The sequence below is a fragment of the Kitasatospora sp. NPDC058444 genome (assembly GCF_042721415.1).
Taxonomy (GTDB): Bacteria; Actinomycetota; Actinomycetes; order Streptomycetales; family Streptomycetaceae; genus Kitasatospora.
The window spans coordinates 1-23,704 of record NZ_JBHXLL010000008.1 but is presented as its reverse complement, the minus strand read 5'-3'; the positions used below and the strand labels follow the sequence as shown (position 1 = coordinate 23,704).

Genomic DNA, 23,704 nt, shown 5'->3' with positions numbered 1-23,704 from the left:
CGGCGGCGGCTGCCAAGCGTTCTGCGGCCACTGCCATTGCCCTCCGGTGGGCTGCCCAGTCATGTGCTCGTCCTTCCAGCGGCCCCCCTCGAACCTTTCCGTGCTCAACGAGCGCGCCGACGCCGGGACATGACCCGGAAGAGGGGTCTGGACGGGCGTTGATTGCCACCGCGCCACATGCTGGGGGGCATGGAGACCAACAGCACGTCCAAACCCCTGGTCGAGGTGGCCGAGTTCCGGACCGACAGCCGCTACCGCCTGGTCCACTTCGAGGGCCACGGCTGGGAACCGCTCGGGCCCGAGGAGTTCGAGCCGCGCGTCCACCAGCTCTTCCCCGACCTCGACCCGCGCGACCCCCAGCGGGTCCACTGGGTCGACCGCGCCTGGGAGTGGCCCGCCTGGCACCCGGGCGAGGCCTGAGCGGCCCCGGAGGCCTGAACCGGACCGTGCCGGAGTGGCGGCCCCGTGACTTCGTTACGCTGAGCGGGTGAGTGTGGATCACTTCTGGCGCCGACTGCCGGGCCGGGCCGTGGACACCTGCTCGCCGGAGGAACTCGGCGAACTCGTGCCCCGCGACCGCGACGTCCGGTACGACCGGCTGGCCGCCGCCGGCCTCGCCCTCGGCGTGCGGCGCACCGCCGTCCTGATGGAACTCGCCCTCACCGAGAACGGCCTGCATCCCGACCCGGCCGCCCGACTGCCCGTCTACGGCGGCGGACACCCCCAGGCGGACGGCGCGCTGCCGGACGGCGCCATGCCGGTGCTGCGCCCCGCCCAGGTCGCGGCGGCCTCCGCCTTCCTGCGCGGCTCGGCGCTCGGCGAACTCGTCCGCCAGCAGCACAGCGTGCTCGCCCGTACGGTCGCACACCTCGGATACCCGACGCCCTGGTCCGAGGCCTGGGCGGCGCGCGTCGTCCACGACCTGCGCGAGCTGCGGGACTTCTTCGCGGCCGCGGCCGCGGCCGGGGACGCGGTGGTCGTCCGGGAGGCGGAGTGACCACGCCCGCGGGGACCGCCGGATACGGCGAGGCGGCGGAGCAACTCGCCGTCCAGTACGAGAGCGTGAGCTTCGCCGAGGTGCACCGCGAGCTGTACGACCGGTACCCGGCCCCGCCCGCCTCCGTCCTCGACATCGGCGCCGGCACCGGCCGCGACGCCGCCGCCCTCGCCGCCCTCGGCCACCGCGTCGTCGCGGCCGAGCCGACCCCCGAACTCCGCGCCGTCGGCCAGCGGTTGCACGCCGGCTCGGGCGTGCGCTGGGTCACCGACGCGCTGCCGGACCTGCCCTCGCTCGTCGCCGACGGCGAGCGCTACGACCTCGTCCTGCTCACCGCCGTCTGGATGCACCTCGCCCCCGACGAGCACCCGTCCGCGATGGCCGCCCTCACCCGCCTCCTCGCCCCCGCGGGCCGCCTCGCGCTCACCATCCGGCACGGCCCCGTCCCGGCCGGCCGCCGGATGTTCGACCTCCCGGCCGAGCCCACCATCGCCCTCGCCGCCGACCACGGCCTGCGCCTCCTCCACCGCGCCACCCGCGCCGACCTGCACGGCCGCGACGAGGTCCACTGGACGGCGCTGCTCTTCGAGCGGGAGGCGCTCAGCGGTGCCCCGGCCGTACGGTCGCGATCGGAAGCGGCGGACATCGGTCCTTCTTCTCGGTGAGGTCCGCCAACGCCTCGGGCGGCTCGGCCCCGTCCCGAACGGCCAGCAGGTACGCCTTGGCCTGCGGGAGGCTCAGCCGCGGCGCCCGCCGGCGCAGGTGGGCCATCGCGGCGACGGCACCCTCGGCCCGTGCGAGCGCGCGCACCTCCGCCGCCAAGGCGTCGGGCGGCCGGATGCCCTTGACCTGCCGGAAGTAGAGCGCCACCCAGTCATGGGCCATGAACGTCATGGTGGGAATGTGGTGGACGCTCCCGTCATGCCGGTCCACCAGGAAAGGTCCGCCGCCCACGAGTAAGTGACGCGAGTCGCCGGTACGGGCGTACTCGGCGGTGTTCCAGGCGACGATCCATCCGGGGGCGTGCTCCGAGACACCCAGGATCGCCAACTCTTCCTTCCGCCACGGCATTTCGGCCAGCAGCGACTCGACGATCCCGGCGGCTTGCTCTCTGGTGACGGCCATGCTCCCGATTCTCCACAGCCCGGCAAGCGGATTTCGTGCGGTGTGCGGCGGAGGCCGGGATCGCCCGCGTTTCGGGTGACGCCGAACGAGGGCGACACCGGGGCGGGGCCGTCTGCGCGGTGGCTGTGCCGGCGGGGGAGAGCAGCGGCCGGAGACACGGGGGATGGCCTCCGGCCGCTGCACCGTCCGGCGTCCGCCCGGCCCCGCGCCGGGCCGGTGCCTGCAACTTCCGTGCGGGTTGCGGTATTCGGCACAGCGGCCCGGCCGATCAGCCCGGCATCCCGGCGCCTTCGGGCGTTCGCCGAGGGGGCTCTGCCGTCCGGCAGCCACTCGTCGGCCGGCGACCTCTCGTGGCGCACGAGAGGTCGCCCAGTGCTGTGGCCGGTCAGGTTCACCGGGTTGGCGCGGTGCGCCGACGCCGGCGGGATTCGGTGCGGGAAGAACTGAGCCGTGGCGGAACCGGCCAGAGCACTACGCTCCCTGCACGCCTGGTCCGACGCTGGTGATCGAGTCGGCGGAGCCCGTCTTCCCGACTGCGCTGCGGGAGTTCCGCGCGTTGACGGTGGAGATCTCCTCCCACTTCAAGGAGAAGCGACGCGGGTCGCCAGGACAGCCCGCAGTCACCTGATCTCGTTGACCAGGCGTGGCACGTCCTGGCGCGCGCCGGCGATGAACTCGATGTCCGCGTCGGTCTGGGGTCCGCCCCGGCGACCTCGCGGCCGCCGGTGGTTCGGGTCAGGTAGACCTCGTCGTCCTCCTCCGCGTCAGCCCGGAACTGGAGGAAGCTGTGCCGCCGATTCCGTTCCGGCTCTCCGTCCAGCCGACCCACGGACCCGGAGTGGCGGCGGCAACGCGCCGCTCGATCGCGGCCAGCTCTTCCTCGGGCAGCACGTCATCGGACGCCATGATCGAAAGCCTCCCCCGGCGCTCACCACAGGTCCAGAGCCACGACGGTACGCAGTTTGAGATCTCAACACGGGACAGCCTGTAGGGCGGCATCACCGCTCTGTGTCGGCGCGCTGAGTGGGCGAACAGTGGGCTGCCGGGGGGTGGTTGGGCGTGGGGGTGGCTGGTTCGTGCGCGAGAAGTCGGTTGGGCCGACTTCTCGCGCTGTCGTCACGGTGTGCCGAAGCCGTCCTCGACCAGGCGGGTGGCCCAGCGGGTCAGGGCTGGGGTGAGGGGTGGGTGGGTGAGGCCGGCGTCGGTGGCGAGGCGGTCGGCGGAGGTGGTGTCGTAGCGGTCCTCGGAGAGGAAGGTGAGGGTCTCGGGGTCGGCGCCGGTGAGAGCTCGGGGGAGGTGGCGGACGAGGGGGACGGGGACCTGGGCGCGGGGCGGGCGGACGCCGAGGTGGTGGGCGAGGAGGGTGATCAGGTCGGGGAGGCAGGGGGTGGTGGGGTCGAGGACGGTGTGGGCGGTGAGCGGGTCGCGGTCGTGCTCGGGGACGGCGGCGAGGAAGCGGGCCAGGTGGTCGACGGTGACGACCGGGAGGAAGGTGCGCCGGGTGCCGGGCAGGAGGGGGAGGCGGCCGCGGTGGAGTTGGCGGACGAGCTGGGCCGGGCCCAGGTACTGGCCGGCCTCGCCGGTCTGTGAGTGGCCGATGACGCTGCTGGGGTTGACGGTGGTGAGCGGGACGCCGAGGCGGGGTGCGGTGACCCGGACGGCGGCGTCGCCGAGCTGCTTGGAGGCTTCGTACGCGCCGAGGCGGCGGTAGAGCGCGGCGGTGGCGGAGGGGTCGAGCGGGTGGCGCGGCCGGGCGTCGCGGCCGACGCGGTAGCCGGAGAGGTGGACCAGGCGGCGCAGCCCGGGCCGGGTGGCTGACCAGTGCAGGGCGTTGAGGGCGCCGTGGAGGTTGGTGGGTTCGGCCTGGGCGCGGGTGAGGCCGAAGGCGTAGCGGGCGGCGAGGTTGTGGACGTCCCGGACCTCGCCGAGCCGGGCGTCGTCCTCGGGGGAGAGGCCGAGGCCGGGGAGGGTGAGGTCGGCGGTGACGGTGGTCGGCGCGCTGCCGTCCGCGCCGTGCTCGTGCAGCCACCGGCGCAGCGTGTCCGCGCCGGCGGTGTCGCGGACGGCGGCGGCCACCGGCTCGCCGCGGCTGAGGAGTTCGAGGAGGAGCCAGCGGCCGAGGAAGCCGGTGGCGCCGAGGACGAGGGTGCGGGGTGGTGAGGCGGGGGGCATGGCGAACTCCAGGGATCCAGAATCAGTAGACCGGTCTGCATATTTTTTGGGTATGCGGCGAGCGTTGCCCACCCGGCGAAGCCGCGCGCCGCCTACCGGGCGCCGAGCAGATGCCGGACGGCGTGCCGGGCGTGGTCCAGCGGCTCGCGGCTGCGCCGGACGGAGGCGAGCAGGACGGCCCCCTCCAGCAGGGCGAGCGCCTGCCCGGCGGCGGCCTCGGCCTGGGCCGGGCTGAAGCCTTCGCCCTCCAGTCGGCCCGCCAGGACCTGTTGCCAGCCCGCGTACAGCTCGGCGCAGACCGTCCGCAGGGTCTCGTTGGTGCCGGCCACCTCCAGGGCGACCGTGGCGATCGGGCAGCCGCTGGTGTAGTCCGAGCGCTCCAGGCGATCGGCGAAGGCCTCGATCAGCCGCTCGGCGAGGGTGGCGGTGTCGGCGCCCTCGCCGGCCAGGGCCGTGAGTAGCGCCTCGACCTCCTGACCGGCCTGGGTGAGCGCTGCGGCCACCAACTGGTCCTTGCCGCCGGGGAAGTGGAAGTAGAGCGAGCCGCGCGGGGCGCCGGTGGCGGCCACGATCCGGTTGAGTCCGGTCCCGAAGTAGCCCTGCGCCTCGATCAGTTCCCTGGTGCCGGCGATCAGCCGGGCCCGGGTCTCCTCGCCCTTGACTCCCATGCGGCGATAGTAGACCGGTCTGCATATTTTTGTCGACGGGCCTTCGGGGGCTCTCCCGGGATCCTCCGGACGGGCCCCCGACCGCTCGTCAGAACCGGAATCGGGGCGGGTAGCCGGTCCAGTGCAGCTCCTCCGGCAGGTGGCCCTGGTCGTTCAGCAGCAGCACCGCGGGCGGCCGGCCGGGCGCGTAGCGCAGGACGGTCAGCGCCGCGTTGGCGGCGTTGACGCCGAGCCAGCGCCAGGCCGGGGCGTCCAGGGCGTGCCGGACCAGCCAGCCGACCAGGAAGGCGTGGGTGACGACCAGTTCGTGCCGCTCCTCGCCGCCGGGCACCGGCCCGGTGAACCGTTCGACGGCCCGCCGCCCCAGTGCGGCGCCCTCCGCCCGCTCCCGCGCCGTCGTGGCCGAGAGGTAGTCCAGCAGGAACTCGGCGCTGTCCTGCGGGAGTTCGTCCCGTGCGGGCACGTACGGCACGAAGTCCCCGGCCTCCTCGCACGGCTGCGGCCGCACGCCGGTCAGCTGTTCCGCGACCAGCCGCGCGGTCTCGGCCGCCCGGGGCAGCGGGCCGTGGTGCAGCGCCGAGAGCGGTCGGCCGGCCAGCCGCCGCCCCAGCAGGGCGGCCTGCCGGCGTCCGGCGGCGGTGAGGCCGCTGCCGTCGCACTCGGACGCGGCCTCGCCGTGGCGGGCCAGATAGAGGTAGCGGGTGGCTCGGTCGGTCATGCTCCGGGACTCCTCACGGTGGACGAAGATCATGTCGTCCCGGAGCGACGCACCGCGGGCCGCGCCCGGTTCCGGCTCAGCCCGCGTGGGCCCCGTCCAGCAGCGCCAGCTCCTCGGCCGACAGCCGCAGCGCACCGGCGGCGATGTTGTCCTCCAGGTGCGCCACGTCGCCGGTGCCCGGGATGGCCAGCACGTGCGGGCCGCGCTGCAGCGTCCAGGCCAGCCGCACCTGCGCGGTGCTCACCCCGCGCGCCTCGGCCACCGCCCGGACCTGGGCCGGCTCGGCCTCGCCGGCGCCGCCCTCCCGGCCGGCGCCGGCGATCGCGTAGAAGGGGACGAAGGCGATGCCCTGCTCCGCGCAGATCCGCAGTAGCTCGTCCTGCGCGGCCGAGGCGCCGATGCCGTACGGGTTCTGCACGCAGGCCACCGGCGCGATGGTCTGGGCCTCGGCGAGCTGGTGCGGGTGGACGTTGGACAGGCCCAGCTGCCGGATCAGCCCGGCCCGGCGCAACTCGGCCAGCGCACCGAAGCGTTCGGCGACCGAGTCGGTGCCGACGACGCGCAGGTTCACCAGGTCGAGGTGGTCGCGGCCGAGCTGACGCAGGTTCTGCTCGACCTGGGCGCGCAGCCGCTCGGGGGTGCGGGCGTGCTCGACCCACTCGCCGTCGAGGCCGCGCCCGGGGCCGACCTTGGTGGCGATCACCAGGTCGTCCGCGTACGGCGCGAGCGCCCGGTTGATCAGCTCGTTGGCGGAGCGCAGCGGGGAGAAGTAGAAGGCGGCGGTGTCGATGTGGTTGACGCCCAGCTCGACCGCGCGGCGCAGCACCCGCAGTGCCTGTTCACGGTCGCGCGGCACGGCGTGCGACACGAGTGCCGGGCCGGTCTGGGGCAGGCGCATGGTGCCGAAGCCGATCCGGTGGACGGTGCGGTCGCCGAGCTTCCAGGTGCCGGAGTCGGCGGCGGTGACAGGGGTGTTCGCAACAGCACTCGAAGTCATGCCCATGATGATCGCTGTTGCACCGGCCTGAGCGCCAACGATTCGAATCCGTGCGGGCCCCGGGCGGGATCAGGCGGTTCCTCCGATCGCCGTCCTGACACCCCGGATGCCGGTGTCACCGGGCCGCGGGCGCCGGACGGCCGTAATGTGCGGGACATGACACCCCAGCAACGCTCTCGTCCCCGGCAGTGCCGTCGTCGGACCGTCCTCGTCGCCGCGCTGCTCGGGGCCGCCGTCGGCACCGTCGCGCTCACCGGGGCACCGGTGCGGCCCGCCGCAGCCCCCGCCCCCGCCGCCGTTCCCGCCACCGCGACCGTCCCCGCCGCCGACGCCCGGCTGCGCCCGGCGGGTGTACCGCCGACCGTGTACGCGCACCGCGGTGCCTCCTCCGCGGCCCCCGAGAACACCCTGGTGTCCGACGAGGTCGCCCGCCGCGGCGGCGCCGAGTGGATCGAGAACGACGTCCAGCCCAGCAAGGACGGCGTCCCGTACGTGCTGCACGACGACACCGTGGACCGCACCACCGACGGCAAGGGCCGCATCCGCGACCTGACCGCCGCCCAGCTCGACGCGCTGGACGCCGGCTCCTGGTTCGCCCCGGCGTACGCGGGCACCCGCATCCCCACCCTGGCCGCCCAGCTGGAGGACCTGCGCACCCGCGGCGGCAACCTGCTGCTGGAGATCAAGGGCCCGCACAGCCGCGAGGAGGCCGCCCGGATCGTCCAGGAGGTGCGCGAGCACAAGATGGCCGATCGGGTCCTGGTCCAGAGCTTCGAGGTCGACGCCCTGCGCCACACCCGCGAACTGGCCCCCGAACTGCCGCTCGGCCTGCTGCGCGGCGACCTCGACGCCGACCCGGTCGCCACCGCCCGCGAGCTCGGCCTGGCCGCCTACAACCCGTCGGACGACGCGCTCTCCGCCCGCCCCGGCGTGATCGAGGAGCTGCACGCCGCCGGGGTCGCGGTCAACGTCTGGACGGTCGACCGGCCCGCCCGCTGGAAGGCCCTCACAACGGCGGGCGTGGACGGCATCATCACCAACCGCCCGGCCGAGCTGGCCGGTTGGAACGCGGCCTGGTCGGCGTCGGACGTCGCCGGTTAGGCTGCCGGGCGTGGAGAAGGAGAACACGGCGGGCTCCTGGGCGGCGGACGACCGGGCCGCTGACGACCGGGCCGCGGAGGAGTGGGTCCGGAAGCACTTCGGCCTGGTCCCGGAGCCGCAGGGCTCGCTGACCGCCTTCGACGGGCGCCTCGTCGTCGACCTGGACACCCGGCTCGTCACCGTGGACGGCCGCGAGGTGCAGCTCACCCGGGCCGACGTCAAGCTGCTGCGCGGACTGATCGAGCTGGGCGAGGGCGTGCACGAGCCGTACTCGATCATGTGGAAGGTGTACAACGCGCCGTTCCACCCCCACGAGCTGAAGTTCCCGATGACGGTGCTGAAGGTCAAGCTCGGCGAGCCCACCTGGATCGTGCGCACCGAGGAGGGCTACGGCCTGCGGCCCCCGGAGCTGCCGTAGCCGGACGGCGGCCGAGGGCCGACGCCCGCAGCGCCCGGGCGCCGGGAGCCGCATACTGACGGCATGACGGGTGGAGACGGCGGCCGGGTCACGGCCCGGCGCGCGGTGCTGCGGGCGGGCGCGGCGGCGCTGGTGCTGGGGACGGCGGGCTGTACGGGCGGGAGCAGGCCGCGAGCGGCGGCCACCGGCCAGGCCGCGACTCCCACCGGAACACCGACACCGACATTGACACCGACAATGACCCCGACCCCGACGTCAGCACCCACCCCGCTGCCCCGCCCGCCCCTCTGGCAGCCCGGCCCCGGTGAGCTCCAGCCCGACGTCAAGCGCCGCGCCGTCGAGCTGGTCGCCGCGCTCGGCGCCTGGCCGCCCGGCGGCCAGGGAGTGGAGGCGGCCCGCGCCCGGGTGGCGGCGCTCGGCCTGCCGCCCGCGCTGGCCGACGCCGCCGGCCCGCTCGCCCCGGCGGCGGCCGAGGCGAGCCTGGAGGTGATGGTCGCCCAGTACGGCGGCCTGCTCGACGACTCGGCGAGCGTGCTCGTGGTCTGCCGTCAGTGGACGCGTGGCCCGGACGGTTCGGTGGCCGAGGGCGGTACCACGGTGGACGTCCGGCTGAGTCGGGCCGAGCCGCGCTGGACCGTCACCGAGCTGCACCCGGGGGTGGCGGGTCCGGCCGCCGCCGCACCGCCGCCCGCGGTGGCCCGGGTGCTGGCCGAGCCCCGGATCGAGCTGCCGCCCGAGGCCGCCGCCGACCTGCGCGGCGGCGCGGTGCACGACAGCGTGCTGGAGGCGATGCTGCGGCTGGCCGGCCCGTACACGCTCTCGGTGAGCGTGGTGCGGACCGGCCACCCGCTGGACGTCTTCGGGACGACCCGGCCCAGCGACCATCCGCTGGGCCGGGCCTTCGACGTCTGGCGGATCGACGGGCTGGCCGTGGTCGACCCGGGTACGTCCCGGCAGCTGATCGAGTCCTTCATGCGGGACGCGGCCGCCGCCGGGTCGTACAACGTGGGCGGTCCGGTGGCGATCCCGGGCGTCGGCAACCGGTTCTTCACCGACGACACCCACCACGACCACTGCCACATCGGGTTCGACCACTGACGGCCGTATACCTGACGGCCGTACGCCTGACGCCCGTACGCCTGACGGCGGTGCGTCAGCTGACGCTGACCCCGCTCCAGGCCGCCGCCACCGCGTTGTACTCGGCGCTGCCGGCGCCGTACAGGTCGCGGGCCGCGTTCAGCGAGGCGGCGCGGGCGCCCTTGTAGTTGGTGGTGGAGGTCATGTAGACGGTCAGCGCGCGGTACCAGATCTTGGCGACCTTGTCGTGGCCGATGCCGGTCACCGTGGAGCCGTTGCAGGTCGCGCTGTTGTAGGTGACGCCGTTGATGGTCTTGCTGCCGCTGCCCTCGCTGGCCAGGTAGAACCAGTGGTTGCCGACGCCCGAGGAGTTGTGCACGTCGAGCTTGCCGACCGAGCTGCTCCAGCAGTCGGCCGAGCGGCCGTCCAGCGAGGGCTTGTCGAAGCGGCGCAGCCACGGCGGGGTGGACTGGTCGCTGAACAGGTAGTCGCCGGTGTCGACGCTGTTGTTGGCGTACCACTCGACCATGGTGCCGAAGATGTCGCTGGTGGACTCGTTGAGGCCGCCGGACTCGCCGCTGTAGCGCAGGTTGGCGGTGGCGCTGGTGACGCCGTGGGTCATCTCGTGGCCCATGGTGTCGAGGTCGACCTGCTCGGGGTCGGTGGTGCCGTCGCCGTCGCCGGTCATCATGCAGAAGCAGGCGTCGGACCACTGGGCGTTGTCCCAGTTGGTGCCGACGTGGACGAAGACGGTGGCGCCCTTGCCGTCGTTCTTGATGCCGCTGCGGCCGTGGACGTTCTTGTAGTAGTCGTAGGTCCAGGCGGTGTTGGCGTGGGCGTCGACGGCGGCGGTGGAGCGGTCGGTGGAGAACTTCTTCCCGTCGCCCCAGACGTTGGTGGTGCTGTTGAACGTGGTGCCGGAGGAGGCCTTGAGCGAGCTCGCGGAGAGGTTGTTGGCGTCCTTGGTGACGTGGCCGCGGACCGGGTCGGTCAGGGTGTAGCCGCCGCCGGTCTTCGCGGTGGTGTCGATGCTGATCTTGCCGGTGTACTCGGAGTTCCCGGTGCCGACCGCCTGGTGCTCGGCGTCGTAGGACTCGATCTGCTCGCCGGTGGTGGCGTCGGTGACGACGACCTTGCCGGCCGGCTGGCCGTGCTCGCCGGTGCCCTCGACGGTGGTGCGCCAGGCCAGGCGGGGGGTGCCGTCGGCGGCCCAGACGACCAGCTCGGGGGTGCTGACGGCCTCCTTGACGCCCGGGGCGGCGGCGAGCGCGCCGGCCGCGCCGGACTGCGCGGTCACCTTCGGGACGGTCGACTTCACGGCGGCGTCGTGGGCGGCCGCGCGGGAGGAGTCCTTGAGCTTGCCCTTGGCGTCCTGGTGGACGACCAGGTCGCCGCCGACCACCGGCAGGCCCTGGAAGGTGCGGTCGAAGCGCACGTGCGAGGCGCCGTCGGCGTCCAGCACGACGTCCTTCAGCACGAGGTCCTGGCCGGTGCCGAAGCCGAACACCGCCGCGTTGTGGGCGACGTTGGCGCGGGCCTGGGATATCGCGGCCTCGCGCATGCCGGGGGCGGCGGAGGCCGTGGCGGCCGGGATGGTGGCGCCGGCGAGGGCGGCGACGACCGCGACGGCTGCGGCCACGCGGGCACGGCGGGAGGAGGGCGTGGGGGTCACTCTGACTCCAGTGGGGGTAGCTGTGCAGGGAAAGGAGCTGCGTCAGAGATTGACCGGGGTCAGTCAGATTCAGCTAGAGGAAAGGTCATAACTTTGCCAAGTCGTGTCCTTGGTCGATAAAAAGTGATCAGGATTTAACAAGGGCTCTACAGTGCCGTCGTGACGATCGACTACCTGTGGCGTGGCCCGCTCACCGACCCCGAACTCGACGCCCTGCACGCCGAAGCCTTCGGCCATCCCGGGGAACCCGGCGACTGGCTCGCCCGACTGGAGCGGCACAGCCTCGGCTGGGTCACCGCCCGCCGCCCGGCCGACGGGGCCCTGGTCGGCTTCGTCAACCTGGCCTGGGACGGCGGAGCCCACGCCTTCCTGCTCGACACCGTGGTCGCCCCGGACGCCCAGCGGCAGGGCATCGCCACCCGGCTGGTCGCCGAGGCCGCCGACGGCGCCCGCGCGGCCGGCTGCGCCTGGCTGCACGTCGACTTCGAGCCCCACCTGCGCCCCTTCTACCTCGACGCCTGCGGCCTGCGCCCCACCGAGGCGGGGCTGTTGGCGCTCTGACCCTGGTTCTGGGCTTGCGCCCCACCGACGCGGGGCTGTCGGCGCTCTGACCCCGGGTTCTAGGCTTGCGCCCCATGGACGGATGGGTGGGGGCCTGGACCGGCGGCCGGGCGGCGGTCCACGTGGGCGACGTGGCGGACTTCAACGCGCAGTTCCTCGCCCCCGGCATGGACCCGGCCCAGCGCCTGCGACGCCTGCGGCACGCCCACCACTACGCCTGCCTCGCCGTCGGCTACAGCCCCGAACCGGCGCTGCTGGTGCTGCCCGCCGAGGTCGCCCCGGAGTGGACCGACTGGCTGGCCCGGGAGTTGGAGTGGGGCCGGGTCGAGGTGCACAGCGGCGTGGCACCGGATCGGACGATGGCCGAGGCGCTCGCCGAGCGCCCCGCCCTGGCGGCGCGGATCGCCGACTCCGGCCGCCCGGTGGTGGGTTGGGGCCGGACGGCCGCGCAGGGCGAGGGGCCCGAACTGGCCGCCGTCCGCCGCTTCGAGTCCAAGGCCGCCGCGCACGACCTGTTCGCCGCCCTCGCCCCCGCACACCCCGGTATCCGGCTGCCGCGCCAGGAACGCCCGGAGGGCCGGCGCCGGGCGGCCCGCCGGCTGACCGCCCGCGCCGCCCGGGGGCTGACCACCGTGCTGAAGAGCCCGTACGGCGTCGGCGGCTACGGCACCGTGCTGGTGGAGCCCTCCGAGCTGTTCGCGGCGGGCGGCGGCCGGGCGCTGCTGCGCCGCCTGGTGCGTGCCGAAGTCCTGCCCCCCGAGGGCGCGTTGCTGCTGGAGGAGCACGTCGACGCGGGCCCGGCGGCCCGGCTGCGCGACCTCACCTACGACGCCCTGGTCGGCCCGGACGGCACCGTCCACCCGGTCGGCGCGGGTGCCATGGACGTGGCCGGCACCCGCTACCAGGGCGTCACCGTCGGTCCCGGCGCGGTGCCGCACGCCGCCGCCGTCACCGCCCGGCGGTTCGCCCTGGCGGTGGGGGAGCGGCTGGCCGCCGAGGGCTACCGCGGCTGGTACGACGTCGACTTCGTCACCGACCGGGAACGCCGGCTCGCCCCCACCGAGATCAACCTGCGGCTCACCGGCCCGGCCGTCGCCCTCGCGCTGGCCGCCCGGCTCGACCGGGTGCGCGGCCCCGGCCACCTGGTGCGCACCCTGGACGGGATGCCGCTCGGCGCCCGGCTCGGCCCGGCCGCGCTGCACGACCACCTGGAACGGCTGCGGCCGCGCTGCGCCCGGCTCGGTGTCACCCTGCTGCCGCTGATCCCGACCGCCTCCCGCGAGCCCGGGCCCACGGTGGGCCTCGCCCTCGCCGGGCCGGACGCCGAGGCGCTGGACGCGGCCGAGGCGCTGGTCGGCGCCGCGAACCACGCCCTGGCCTCGATGTTCGAAGCGCTGCGGTGAGCCGCCGTCACCCCTTTCCGGCAGTCCCGGGCTTTCCCGCCGTCCCGGCCGGCGGACGCCAGAGGACGAAGCGGACCAGCACCAGCGCCGCGAGCATCAGCGGCACGTTGAACGCGAACACCAGCGCCGCCTGGCGCGGCCAGTCGGTGGCCGCGGTGAGCCGGTAGAGGTTGTCCTGCGGCCACCAGTTGACCAGCAGCCAGGTGATCGCCAGATGGGCCGGCACGGACAGCCGGCGCGGCCGGCCCAGCCGCAGGACGGCCTCGAAACCGGCGGCGAGGTAGACGATCCCGGCGCCGAAGGCGAGGTTCTCGCACAGGTAGAGCAGCCGGAACAGGTCGTCGTACGGAGCGGGGACGCCGGTGACGTCGGTCGAGCCGGGGAAGAGCGCATCGGTCGTCACCCAGGCTCCGCCGGCGAACAGCAGGACGCAGAACACTGCCGCGCAGCCGTTCACGAAGCGCGCTTCCCCGGAGTCCCCGGCCCCGCCGCCGCCCTCGCCACCGCCGCCGCCCGCCTTGGCGGAGCGCGGGGCGGTGCGTGCGGCGGTGCGCGCCGAGCCGCGCGCGGAGGTGTGGTCCGGCGGGGCCGGCAGCGGCAGCGCCGCGCGGTCCAGCTTGCCCGCCCGGGTGCGCGGCAGCTCGGGCACCGGGACGACGGCGGCGGGCACCGAGCGCCCGTCGAGCCCCGCCCCCAGGTACTGCGAGAGCGACCAGCCGTCCGCGCCCTCCGCCCCCGGCTCGGTCACGGCGTAGCCGACCAGCAGCCGCCTGCCCGGCTCGGGCTCCACCTCGACGACCGCCGCCTCCCGGACCGCCGGGTGGCCGCGCAGCACGCCCTCGGCCCGCACCGCCGCCCGCACCGGGCCGAGCACGGCGGAGGCCGGCCGGTCGCCCAGCGGCCCGGTGACGGTCGCGGCCCGAGCGGTGAACTCCAGCACGCCGTCCGCCCGCAGCCTCCCGACGTCGCCGGTCAGCAGCACCCGTCCGTCCGGGTCGAAGTCCGCCCGCACGAAGCGGCGGGCGGTGTCCGCGGGGCGGTTGAGGTAGCCGCGGGCCAGGCCCGCGCCGCCGATCGCGATCTCGCCGAGCCGCCCGTGCGGCAGCGGCGTGCCGTCCGGCCCCAGCACGTACACCCGGGTGCCGGGGAAGGGCCGGCCGACCAGCGACACCCGCTCGGCGCCGTCGGCGACGGCCGCGCCCCGGGCGTCGAACCAGGTGCTGTCCACGGTGGCCTCGGCCAGGCCGTAGACGTTCAGCACCCTGGTCCCCTCGCCGAGCAGGCGTTGCAGGCCCAACTGCTCGTCCAGGTACCACTTCTCGGCGCCGACGGTGAGCAGCCGCACGCCGGGCAGCCCGGTTCCGGCCGCCGCCAGCAGGGCGGTCAGCCGGCGCGCGGTGCGGACGTTCAGCTCCAGGACGGTGATCCGCTCGGCGGCGACCAGGGCGGGCAGGGCGCCGAGGTCGGCGGTGCGGTCCAGGGTGAGGTTGAACGGGGTGACGACCAGGGTGGCGCCGGTGCAGAGGGCCCGGACCCAGTCGGCGGTGAAGACGTCGAACTCCAGGCTCGCGGTCTGCAGGATCCGGTCCGCGGCGGTGAGCCCGTACACCTCGCGCCAGCCCTCGTACGCGGCCAGCAGGCTGCGGTGCTCGATCAGGGCGCCGGCCGGCAGGCCGGTGGACCCGGAGGTGTGGAAGACGCAGGCGAGGTCGGTGGCGGAGACCTCGGGCGGCTCGAACGGGGCCTTCGCGGGGGCGGCCGTGTCGACGCAGACCAGCCGCGCCCCGCCGGCGTCCGCCAGCCGCAACCGGTGGCACTCCTCGGTGACCACCACGTCCGGCGCCGCCTCCGCCAGCACGTGCCGCAGCAGTCCGTCCGGCGCGGCCGGCTCCAGCGGCACGAACGCCGCGCCCGCCTTCAGCACGGCCAGCAGCGCCACGTACACCTCGGTGCCCCGGCCGAACGCGACCGCCGCCCGGCCGCCCGGGGCCAGGCCACGCTCCGCCAGCACCGCGGCCAGCCGCCCGGCCCGCGCGTCCAGTTCCCCGTAGGTCAGCTCCCGTTCGCCGCAGCGCACGGCCACCGCCTCCGGCGCCAGGTGGGCCTGCCGTTCGACCAGCGCGTGCAGGGTGCCGGCCCGCTCCTCGGTCATCCCCGTCCCCCTCGTCCCGCCTCGTCCCCGCTTCTCCCCGGAGCCACGATCCTCCTCCCAACTCCCGGCGGGCAACAGGGTTCTGGCACGTCCACCCCTCGGACACCCGGGCCCGCCCCCGGCCGACGGTTGTACTCTGCACGCGGACGGACGGCGCCCGGCCCGCCGGGCAGGCCCCGGTACGGCGCCCCGGCCGCACCCTGCCCGGCGCCGCGATCGGAGTCCCATGCACGCGTCCGCCCCCGACCTCGCCGGGCCGCTGCTGCGCACCCGGGACGTGGACGTCGTGCGCGACGGCCGCCACCTGCTGCGCGGGATCAGCCTGGAGATCCGGCCCGGCGAGCACTGGGCGCTGCTCGGCCCGAACGGCGCGGGCAAGTCCACCCTGCTCGCGCTGCTCGGCGCGGTCTCCCACCCCACCCGCGGCGAGGTGGACGTGCTCGGCCGCCGGCTCGGCCGGGTGGACGTCCGCGAACTGCGCGCCCACCTCGGGCACGTCAACCCGCGCCACCCGCTGCGTTCGCCGCTGACCGTGCGCGAGGTGGTGCTCACCGGTCACACCAACACCATCGAGCCGGAGTTCCACCGCAAGCCGGCCCCCGAGGCGCTGGAGCGGGCCGAGCGGCTGATCGACACGCTCGGCATGCGCGCGATGGCCGAGGCCGCGTGGACCACGCTCTCCCAGGGCGAGCGCGGCCGGGCCCTGATCGCCCGCGCGCTGATGCCCAGCCCCCGGCTGCTGCTGCTCGACGAGCCCGCCACCGGGCTCGACCTGACCGCCCGCGAACTGCTTCTGGACAGTCTGGACCTGCTGCGTCACCAGCACCCGGAACTGGCCAGTGTGCTGGTCACCCACCACCTGGAGGAGCTGCCGGAGAGCACCACCCACGCCCTGCTGCTGCGCGGCGGCGAGTGCGTCGCGGCCGGTCCGGTGGCCGAGGTGATGACCACGGAGCTGATCAGCGAGACCTTCGGGCACCCGATCAGGATCAGTCGGCACGAGGGCCGCTGGACGGCCCGGGCCGCGGCCCGCCGGGCACCGGGAAGGTAACGGTTCGGGGGGTGGGTATGGACGCAAAAACGTCTGTACGTAAGGTATGCCTTAGCTAATGATGGTCGGCTGGCCCCCAGCCGTCCGTACTGACATGGCACCCTCATGCCCTTTTCCGTTGGAGCCCGCATGTCCGCCCGTCGCCGTTCCACCGCAGCCGCGCTGCTCACCCTCGCCGTGGCGACCGCAACCCTGGCCGGCTGCGCGTCCAAGAAGGACGACAAGGCGGCCTCCTCCGACGCCGTCAAGGTGAACGCGACCGACACCGCCTGCGAGGTCTCCAAGACCAGCTTCCCGGCCGGTCACGTCGTGCTGGACATCAGCAACAAGGGCTCCAAGACCACCGAGGTCTACGTCTACGGCGACGGCGACAAGATCGTCACCGAGCGCGAGAACATCGGCCCCGGCACCAAGGCCAGCATCAACGCCGAGATCAAGGCCGGTTCGTACGAGATCGCCTGCAAGCCCGGCATGGTCGGCGACGGCATCCGCCAGAAGATCACCGTCACCGGCGCCGGCGGCAGCGCCGCGCCGGCCGACCCGCGCCTGGCCGCCGCCGTCGACGCCTACCGGAAGTACGCCCAGGAGCAGGCCGACGCCACCATCCCGGCCGTCCAGGCCTTCGCCGACGCGATCAAGGCCGGCGACCTGGAGAAGGCCAAGTCGCTGTACGCGCCCTCGCGCACCGGCTGGGAGCGCACCGAGCCGGTCGCCGAGAGCTTCGGCGACGTCGACCCGAAGACCGACACCCGCGAGGACAAGCTGGAGCAGGGCCAGCAGTGGACCGGCTGGCACAAGCTGGAGAAGTCGCTCTGGGCCGACGCGAAGATCGGCGACGACGAGAAGAAGCTCGCGGACCAGCTCGTCGCCGACCTCCAGGACTGGCAGAAGAAGATCCCCGAGGCCGAGATCACCGCGACCAGCATGGCCAACGGCGCCAAGGAACTGCTGGACGAGGTCGCCACCAACAAGATCACCGGTGAGGAGGACCGCTACAGCCACACCGACCTGGCCGACTTCCAGGCCAACGTCGAGGGCGCGCAGAAGGCCTACGAGCTGCTGAAGCCGGTCGCCTCCGAGAAGGACGCGGACCTGGCGAAGACGCTGGACTCCGAGTTCGCCGCCATCAACACCCTGCTCGCCAAGTACAAGCAGGCCGACGGCACCTTCACCTCCTACGACAAGGTCACCGAGGTCGAGCGCAAGGCCTTCTCCGACGCGGTCAACTCGCTGGCCGAGCCGCTGTCGAAGCTGGCCGCCGCCGTGGTCGTCAAGTAACCGGCCACCCCACCCGTAGTACCCCACCGACGCCGTGGCGGCCCGGGATCCGGGCCCCACGGCCGCCGTGGGTCAGCGCAGAAGTCCAGCACAGGAGAGAAGGGCCCGCCCGCCGATGGACGCGGAGAACGAGCAGCAGAACGGGACGCCGGCCGCCGCCGACGCCACCGCGACCAGGGGCGCGGTCAGCCGACGCGCCGTCATCGGCTGGGCCGGCGCGGGCGTCGCGCTCGGCGCCGCGGCCGTCGGTTCGGTCGCCGCCGCGACCCGGCAGGACGACGACGTCGTCCCGGTCGCGGCCCAGGTCGGCGCCGAGGTGCCGTTCTACGGCGAGCACCAGGCGGGCATCTCCACGCCGGTCCAGGACCGGCTGCACTTCGCCGCCTTCGACGTCTCCGAGAAGGCCACCCGGGAGTCCCTGGTCAAGCTGCTGAAGGAGTGGACCAAGGCGGCGGCCGCGATGACCGGCGGCCGCGAGGTCGGCGCCGGCGCGGTGCCCGGCTCGGCGGAGGCGCCGCCGGACGACACCGGCGAGGCCCTGGGCCTGCCCGCCTCCCGGCTCACCCTGACCATCGGCTTCGGCCCCAGCCTGTTCGAGAAGGACGGCGTGGACCGCTTCGGCCTCCAGGCCAAGCGCCCCGAGGCCCTGATCGACCTGCCGAACTTCAAGGGCGACAAGCTCGACCCGACCCGCAGCGGCGGCGACCTCTGCGTCCAGGCCTGCGCCGACGACCCGCAGGTCGCCGTGCACGCGATCCGCAACCTGGCCCGGATCGGCATGGGCACCGTCAACATCCGCTGGTCGCAGCTGGGCTTCGGCAAGACCTCCTCGACCACCCCGGACGAGCAGACCCCGCGCAACCTGATGGGGTTCAAGGACGGCACCCACAACATCGCGGGCACCGACACCGCGAAGCTGGCCGACCACGTCTGGGCCGCGCCCGGCGACGGCCCGGAGTGGATGACCGGCGGCTCCTACCTGGTGGCCCGGCGGATCCGGATGCACATCGAGACCTGGGACCGCTCCTCGCTCAAGGACCAGGAGGACACCTTCGGCCGCACCAAGGGCGAGGGCGCCCCGTACGGCAAGGTCAAGGAGCACGACGCGCCGGACCTCAAGGCGATGCCCGCGGACTCGCACGTCGCGCTCGCCCACCCGGACGCCAACAGCGGTCTGATGATCCTGCGCCGCGGCTTCTCCTTCACCGACGGCACCGACGGCCTCGGCCGCCTGGACGCGGGGCTGTTCTTCCTCGCCTACCAGCGCGACACCCGCAAGGCCTTCGTCCCGCTGCAGCAGAAGCTCGCGGCGAGCGACAAGCTCAACGAGTACATCCAGCACGTCGGCTCCGCCCACTTCGCCTGCCCGGCGGGCGTGCGCAAGCCGGGGGAGTGGTGGGGCCAGGCCCTGTTCGGCTGATCCCACCTCCCTGTACCACCTCTACACCCCCCAGGAGCCCGCGTGTTCGGCAACTACCTGATCGGCCTGCGCGAAGGCCTCGAAGCCAGCCTGGTCGTCTGCATCCTGATCGCCTACCTCGTCAAGACCGGCCGCAAGGACAGGCTGGCGCCGGTGTGGATCGGCGTCGGCTCGGCCGTGGCGCTCTCCATGGCCTTCGGCGCGCTGCTGCAGTTCGGCTCCTCGCAGCTCACCTTCGAGGCCCAGGAGGCGCTCGGCGGCTCGCTGTCGATCATCTCGGTCGGTCTGGTGACCTGGATGGTGTTCTGGATGCGGCGCACCGCCCGGCACCTGAAGACCGAGCTGCACGGCAAGCTGGACGCGGCGATCGCGATGGGCACCACCGCCCTGGTGGTCACGTCGTTCCTGGCCGTCGGCCGCGAGGGCCTGGAGACGTCGCTGTTCATCTGGACCGCGGTCCAGGCCACCGGCGACGGCTGGAACCCGCTGATCGGCGCCGCGCTCGGCCTGCTCACCTCGGTGCTGCTCGGCTGGCTGTTCTACCGGGGCGCGCTGAAGATCAACCTGGCCAAGTTCTTCACCTGGACCGGCGCGATGCTGGTCGTGGTCGCGGCCGGCGTCCTCGCCTACGGCGTGCACGACCTCCAGGAGGCCGGCTGGCTGCCCGGTGTGCAGAGCGTGGCCTTCGACATCTCCAGCACCATCCCCAAGGACAGCTGGTACGGCACCCTGCTGAAGGGCGTGTTCAACTTCCAGCCGGACCCGACGGTGCTGCAGCTGGTGGTCTGGCTGCTCTACCTGGTCCCGACCCTGGCCGTGTTCTTCAACGTCCTCGGCGGCGGGAAGACCAAGAAGCCGGCCCAGCCGGTGACCGCCAAGCCGGCCGCCTGATCCGCTCGTTCCGCACCCGTACCGCCCCGTCCGGCACCCGCCGGGCGGGGCGGTTCGGTGTACGCGGCGCCGATTCTCGCCGGTAGCGGTCGGAATCGGTCAGGCGAAGGAGGAAAGCGGTCAGCTCTGACAAACTGCAGTCTCAGTGGAACCGTTCTGCCACGGCCTTCGTACTTAGGGTGACAGCACCATGCCATTGCCCACCCTTGGGGGGACCATGACCGTTCGCAGGCCTGCCAGGTTAGTCGCCGCCGGTGTCGCCGCCCTCGCGGCGACCGTCCTGCTGACCGCGTGCGACGACGTCAAGTACACGGACGACAAGCCGGGGGACCCGAAGGCGAGCGCCGCCGGGGCCACCGTCCCCGGTGACCCGATGGCCGGCCAGGCGGCCGGTTCGCGGTGCAAGAGCGACGAGATCACCGCCACCGTGCAGATCAAGAGCGCGGGTTCGGCCATGCTGACGATCAAGAACAAGAGCGACCACAACTGCACCCTGTACGGCTACCCGGGCTTCGGCGGGCTGAAGGCCGACAACAGCGCGGACGCGCTGTCGGCCAACCGCGAGGCGCACCCCGGGCCGGCCGTGCTGGTCACCCTGAAGCCCAACAAGTCCGGCTACGCGGGCCTCAAGTGGAGCGCCTGCGACAAGTCGGACGCGACCTGCCACGTGCTCACCGGCCTCCAGATCACCGCGCCGGACGAGACCACGCCGGTCACCGCCGAGGTGCTCGGCACCGACGGCAAGCCGGCCGGCCAGCTGCTGGTCTCGGCCGCCGGGGTGACCACCGGCACCCTGCAGCCGAACAACGAGAAGGTGCTCTTCTGACCGGCGCCGCCCGGTCGACGCTGTTCACGTGATGCGATGCGCCTGACGAACGCGGGAGCCCCCGGGGCGGTTCCTCCGAACCGCCCCGGGGGCTCCCGGCCTTCGTACCTCCGGACCGCTACTGGCTCTTGATCGAGTCCAGGATGTCCAGCTTCGCCGCCCGGTGGGCCGGCCAGAGCGCGGCCAGCAGGCCGATCACGGCGGCCGCGAGCAGGAAGCCGGCGGTCTGCAGCGGCGGCACCACGGTGGTGATGTCCTTGAGGCTGTCCGCCATCGTACGCACGCCCGCCCAGGCGACCAGGACGCCGAGGGCGACACCCACCAGCCCGCCGAACAGCGCGATCAGCAGCGACTCCAGCCGGACCATCCGGCGGATGCCGAGCCGGTCCAGGCCGACCGCCCGCAGCATGCCGATCTCCCGGCGGCGCTCGAACACCGACATCGCCATGGTGTTGACGACGCCGAGCACCGCGATGACCACGGACATGCCGAGCAGCCCGTACATCATGTTCAGGATCCCGGTGATCATCTGGCGGTTCTCCGCCTTGATCTCCTTCGCGCCCTTGACGGCGATCAGCGGGTTGCCGCCGGAGGCGTCGCGCAGCGCCTGCTTCAGCTCGGGGGTCGCGCCGTCGGTGCCCTTGACCAGGACCTTCTCCAGGCCGGAGCCGGGCTGGGCGTGCGGGCCGACCACGGCCTCGGGGGCGACGACCGAGGCCAGCGCGGTGTTGGCCTCCAGGATGCCGCCGATGGTCAGCGAGCCCTTGACACCGTCCGGGTAGGTGACGGCGAGGGTGTCGCCGACCTTGTACCCGGCCTGCTTGGCACGGCCCGAACTCACCAGCAGCTTGCCCTGCTTGAGGGCGTCCGCCGAGCCCTCGGAGACCTTGACGGTGGCCACCTGGTCGATGGTCGCGGCGTCCACCGCGGTCATCCACTCGCTGTCCTCGTCGTTCTGCCCGGTCTTGACGGACATGCTGCGCTCGGCGCTCACCACACTCACGCCGGGCGCCTTGGCGATCTGGGTGGCGATCTCGGGGGAGAGCGAGGAGAAGTTCTGCATCGCGACCGTGTAGTCGGCCTTGAGGTCGGTCGCGGTGGCCTTGTCCACCGCCTGGTTCACCGACGCGCCGATCACGGTCAGCGAGGTGATCAGGGTGACGCCGATGGTCAGCGCCGAGGCCGTGGCGGCGGTGCGGCGCGGGTTGCGGATCGCGTTCTCCTTGGCCAGCTTGCCCGGGGCCCCGTACAGGGCGCGCAGCAGCGGGGCGATCAGCGTGATCAGCGGCCGCGACAGCAGCGGGGTCAGCACGAACACGCCGATCAGCAGCGCGCCGGCACCCAGGCCGACCAGCTTGACCTCCTTGCCGCCCACGCCGGCCGCCAGCGCGGCGGCGCCGACCAGCGAGAACACCAGGCCGATGATGTTGCGGACCAGCAGGCCCTTCTGGGTGGCGGGCTGCTCGGCCGAGCTCATCGCGGCCACCGGGGCGATCCGGGAGGCGCGGCGGGCGGGCAGCCAGGCGGCGAGGACCGTCACCAGCACGCCGACCGCGAGCGCGGCGACCACCGTGCTCGGGGCGACGATCAGCGGGCCGTCCGGCAGGTTGGCGTCCATCGGGCCGTTGAGCAGCGACTTCAGGCCGGCGGCGATGCCGATGCCCGCGAGCAGGCCGGTCACCGACGCGGTCAGGCCGACCAGCAGCGCCTCGATCAGCACCGAGCGGGTGATCTGGCGGCGGGTGGCGCCGACGGCGCGCAGCAGGGCCAGCTCCTTGGTGCGCTGGGCGACCAGCATGGTGAAGGTGTTGGCGATGATGAAGATCCCGACGAACAGCGCGATGCCGGCGAAGGCCATCAGGAAGGTGGTCAGGACGGTGGTGCCCTTCCTGATCATCTCGTCCTGCTCGTCGGCGAGCTCGCGGCCGGTCTTGGCCTCGATGAAGTCGCCCTGCGGGACGGCCTGCTTGACGGCGGCGAGCAGTGCGGCGTCGTCGGTGCCCGGCTTGGACCTGACGTCCAGCTCGGCGTAGCGGCCGGGGCTCAGGTAGAGCTGCTGGGCGGTGGCGGTGTCGAAGGCGGCCAGCGAGCCGCCGGCCACCACACGCGGGTCGTTGGTGGTCAGGGTGCCGGTGAGCTTGAGCTTCATCACCGGGCCGTTGACCGCGACCCGGACGGTGTCGCCGACCTTGTAGCCGCCCTTGTCGGCGGTCTTGCGGTCGAGCGCGATCTCGGTGGCGTCCTTCGGACCGCGGCCCTCGACCAGCGGGTAGCGCGGGTCCTTGCCGTCCGGGCCCGGCACGTAGTTGGTGCCGGTGGTGGAGAAGCCGTTGCCGATCAGCGCGCCCTTGGTGTCGGCGATGCCGGCGAAGCCGCTGACCACGCCGCGGACCTCGGCGGCGCCGGGCAGCGCGGCGACCTTCGTGCGGGTCTCCTCGGTGAGGGTCGGGCCGGTGACGGCCCCGTCGCCGTGGCCGGAGACGGCGGCACCGGCGGCCTCGCGGTCGCTGACCGTGACGGCGATGTCGGTGTAGCTCTTGGAGTTCTGGGTCCTGAGCGCGTTGCCGAGGGTGTCGGAGAAGACCAGCGTGCCGGCCACGAAGGCGGTGCCGAGCATGACGGCCAGTACCGTCATCAGCAGCCGGCCCTTGTGGGCGAGCACATTGCGCAGTGCGGTGCGGAACATGGGGGAGCGTCAGTCCTGGGGTACTCGGGGACGGGTGGCGGTTCGGGGCCTGGCGCTCAGCTGGTGCGGCCCTTGGCGTCGAAGCGGCGCATGCGGTCCAGGACGGTGTCGGCGGTGGGGTGGTGGAGTTCGTCGACGATGCGGCCGTCGGCGAGGAAGACGACGCGGTCGGCGTAGGAGGCGGCGACGGGGTCGTGGGTGACCATGACGACGGTCTGGCCGAGTTCGCGCACGGAGTTGCGCAGGAAGGAGAGGATCTCGGCGCCGGAGCGGGAGTCGAGGTTTCCGGTGGGCTCGTCGGCGAAGATGATGTCGGGCTTTCCGGCCAGGGCGCGGGCGCAGGCGACGCGCTGCTGCTGGCCGCCGGAGAGCTGGGAGGGCCGGTGGCTGAGGCGGCCGGAGAGGCCGACGGTGTCGACGACGCGGTCGAGCCAGGCCTTGTCGACCTTGCGGCCGGCGATGTCCATCGGGAGGGTGATGTTCTCCAGGGC

The 23,704-nt window shown here is 73.7% G+C and carries 22 protein-coding genes; 13 read left to right on the top strand and 9 right to left on the bottom strand.

Annotated features, from left to right (window positions below):
• Nucleotides 1–189 precede the first annotated feature (189 nt).
• The 3 genes from ACFWP2_RS11755 to ACFWP2_RS11745 all read left to right on the top strand — a co-directional run bounded on the left by ACFWP2_RS11755 (nucleotide 190) and on the right by ACFWP2_RS11745 (nucleotide 1,662).
• Nucleotides 190–420, top strand: a complete 231-nt coding sequence (locus ACFWP2_RS11755; RefSeq protein ID WP_360356348.1) for a hypothetical protein — start codon at nucleotides 190–192, stop codon at nucleotides 418–420.
• Nucleotides 421–487: 67 nt separating this feature from the next.
• Nucleotides 488–997, top strand: coding sequence for a hypothetical protein (locus ACFWP2_RS11750; RefSeq protein ID WP_380450203.1), 510 nt, complete (start codon nucleotides 488–490; stop codon nucleotides 995–997).
• Nucleotides 994–1,662, top strand: coding sequence for a class I SAM-dependent methyltransferase (locus tag ACFWP2_RS11745; RefSeq protein WP_380450202.1), 669 nt, complete (start codon nucleotides 994–996; stop codon nucleotides 1,660–1,662). Before ACFWP2_RS11750 ends, ACFWP2_RS11745 begins: the two co-directional genes overlap by 4 nt.
• On the opposite strand, the gene ACFWP2_RS11740 is transcribed toward ACFWP2_RS11745, so the two are convergent.
• From ACFWP2_RS11740 to ACFWP2_RS11720, 5 genes are all read right to left on the bottom strand, one after another.
• Nucleotides 1,598–2,122: a YrhB domain-containing protein gene (locus tag ACFWP2_RS11740; RefSeq protein ID WP_380450201.1), complete on the bottom strand. Its 525-nt coding sequence runs from the start codon at nucleotides 2,120–2,122 to the stop codon at nucleotides 1,598–1,600. The two genes, ACFWP2_RS11745 and ACFWP2_RS11740, sit on opposite strands and share 65 nt — an antisense overlap.
• Nucleotides 2,123–3,238: 1,116 nt before the next feature.
• Complete coding sequence (locus ACFWP2_RS11735) at nucleotides 3,239–4,294, bottom strand: SDR family oxidoreductase (RefSeq protein ID WP_380450200.1); 1,056 nt, start codon at nucleotides 4,292–4,294, stop codon at nucleotides 3,239–3,241.
• Nucleotides 4,295–4,386: 92 nt separating this feature from the next.
• Entirely contained in the window at nucleotides 4,387–4,962 is a 576-nt protein-coding gene (locus tag ACFWP2_RS11730; protein ID WP_380450199.1) for a TetR/AcrR family transcriptional regulator, read from the bottom strand.
• Nucleotides 4,963–5,050: 88 nt separating this feature from the next.
• Complete coding sequence (locus ACFWP2_RS11725) at nucleotides 5,051–5,680, bottom strand: histidine phosphatase family protein (protein ID WP_380450198.1); 630 nt, start codon at nucleotides 5,678–5,680, stop codon at nucleotides 5,051–5,053.
• A gap of 76 nt (nucleotides 5,681–5,756) precedes the next feature.
• The gene (locus ACFWP2_RS11720; RefSeq protein ID WP_380450197.1) at nucleotides 5,757–6,683 is read right to left on the bottom strand and encodes an oxidoreductase; all 927 of its coding nucleotides are present in this window, start codon (nucleotides 6,681–6,683) and stop codon (nucleotides 5,757–5,759) included.
• Nucleotides 6,684–6,833: 150 nt separating this feature from the next.
• Between ACFWP2_RS11720 and ACFWP2_RS11715 the strand changes: the two genes are divergently transcribed.
• The 3 genes from ACFWP2_RS11715 to ACFWP2_RS11705 all read left to right on the top strand — a co-directional run bounded on the left by ACFWP2_RS11715 (nucleotide 6,834) and on the right by ACFWP2_RS11705 (nucleotide 9,294).
• Nucleotides 6,834–7,778 (top strand): glycerophosphodiester phosphodiesterase, encoded by a 945-nt coding sequence (locus ACFWP2_RS11715; RefSeq protein WP_380450196.1) that lies wholly within the window; start codon nucleotides 6,834–6,836, stop codon nucleotides 7,776–7,778.
• A gap of 10 nt (nucleotides 7,779–7,788) precedes the next feature.
• Nucleotides 7,789–8,196 (top strand): hypothetical protein, encoded by a 408-nt coding sequence (locus ACFWP2_RS11710; RefSeq protein ID WP_380450195.1) that lies wholly within the window; start codon nucleotides 7,789–7,791, stop codon nucleotides 8,194–8,196.
• 63 nt (nucleotides 8,197–8,259) lie between these two features.
• Nucleotides 8,260–9,294, top strand: coding sequence for a hypothetical protein (locus tag ACFWP2_RS11705; RefSeq protein WP_380450194.1), 1,035 nt, complete (start codon nucleotides 8,260–8,262; stop codon nucleotides 9,292–9,294).
• 55 nt (nucleotides 9,295–9,349) lie between these two features.
• On the opposite strand, the gene ACFWP2_RS11700 is transcribed toward ACFWP2_RS11705, so the two are convergent.
• Nucleotides 9,350–10,945, bottom strand: coding sequence for a M4 family metallopeptidase (locus tag ACFWP2_RS11700; protein ID WP_380450193.1), 1,596 nt, complete (start codon nucleotides 10,943–10,945; stop codon nucleotides 9,350–9,352).
• A 159-nt stretch (nucleotides 10,946–11,104) separates the two neighbouring features.
• On the opposite strand from ACFWP2_RS11700, the gene ACFWP2_RS11695 reads away from it, so the two are divergent.
• On the top strand, nucleotides 11,105–11,506 hold the full coding sequence (locus ACFWP2_RS11695) for a GNAT family N-acetyltransferase (RefSeq protein ID WP_380450192.1): 402 nt from the start codon (nucleotides 11,105–11,107) through the stop codon (nucleotides 11,504–11,506).
• A gap of 74 nt (nucleotides 11,507–11,580) precedes the next feature.
• Nucleotides 11,581–12,909: a hypothetical protein gene (locus ACFWP2_RS11690; protein ID WP_380450191.1), complete on the top strand. Its 1,329-nt coding sequence runs from the start codon at nucleotides 11,581–11,583 to the stop codon at nucleotides 12,907–12,909.
• A 7-nt stretch (nucleotides 12,910–12,916) separates the two neighbouring features.
• Here the strand turns inward: ACFWP2_RS11690 and ACFWP2_RS11685 are convergent, their stop codons facing one another.
• On the bottom strand, nucleotides 12,917–15,061 hold the full coding sequence (locus tag ACFWP2_RS11685; protein WP_380450190.1) for an amino acid adenylation domain-containing protein: 2,145 nt from the start codon (nucleotides 15,059–15,061) through the stop codon (nucleotides 12,917–12,919).
• A 226-nt stretch (nucleotides 15,062–15,287) separates the two neighbouring features.
• On the opposite strand from ACFWP2_RS11685, the gene ACFWP2_RS11680 reads away from it, so the two are divergent.
• The 5 genes from ACFWP2_RS11680 (at nucleotide 15,288) to ACFWP2_RS11660 (ending at nucleotide 20,527) form a co-directional block, all read left to right on the top strand.
• On the top strand, nucleotides 15,288–16,112 hold the full coding sequence (locus ACFWP2_RS11680; RefSeq protein ID WP_380450189.1) for an ABC transporter ATP-binding protein: 825 nt from the start codon (nucleotides 15,288–15,290) through the stop codon (nucleotides 16,110–16,112).
• A gap of 129 nt (nucleotides 16,113–16,241) precedes the next feature.
• Nucleotides 16,242–17,390 carry an iron uptake system protein EfeO gene (gene efeO / locus ACFWP2_RS11675; RefSeq protein ID WP_380450188.1) on the top strand — a complete coding sequence of 383 codons (1,149 nt, stop codon included), beginning with the start codon at nucleotides 16,242–16,244 and terminating at the stop codon, nucleotides 17,388–17,390.
• A 115-nt stretch (nucleotides 17,391–17,505) separates the two neighbouring features.
• Entirely contained in the window at nucleotides 17,506–18,810 is a 1,305-nt protein-coding gene (gene efeB / locus ACFWP2_RS11670) for an iron uptake transporter deferrochelatase/peroxidase subunit (RefSeq protein WP_380450187.1), read from the top strand.
• Nucleotides 18,811–18,852: 42 nt separating this feature from the next.
• Nucleotides 18,853–19,701, top strand: coding sequence for an iron uptake transporter permease EfeU (gene efeU / locus ACFWP2_RS11665; RefSeq protein WP_380450186.1), 849 nt, complete (start codon nucleotides 18,853–18,855; stop codon nucleotides 19,699–19,701).
• A gap of 217 nt (nucleotides 19,702–19,918) precedes the next feature.
• Complete coding sequence (locus tag ACFWP2_RS11660) at nucleotides 19,919–20,527, top strand: DUF4232 domain-containing protein (protein ID WP_380450185.1); 609 nt, start codon at nucleotides 19,919–19,921, stop codon at nucleotides 20,525–20,527.
• A 118-nt stretch (nucleotides 20,528–20,645) separates the two neighbouring features.
• Here ACFWP2_RS11660 and ACFWP2_RS11655 read toward each other — a convergent pair whose 3' ends face one another.
• Nucleotides 20,646–23,213, bottom strand: a complete 2,568-nt coding sequence (locus ACFWP2_RS11655; protein WP_380450184.1) for an ABC transporter permease — start codon at nucleotides 23,211–23,213, stop codon at nucleotides 20,646–20,648.
• A 56-nt stretch (nucleotides 23,214–23,269) separates the two neighbouring features.
• On the bottom strand, nucleotides 23,270–23,704 hold a 435-nt coding region (locus tag ACFWP2_RS11650), incomplete at its 5' end, for an ABC transporter ATP-binding protein (RefSeq protein WP_380450183.1).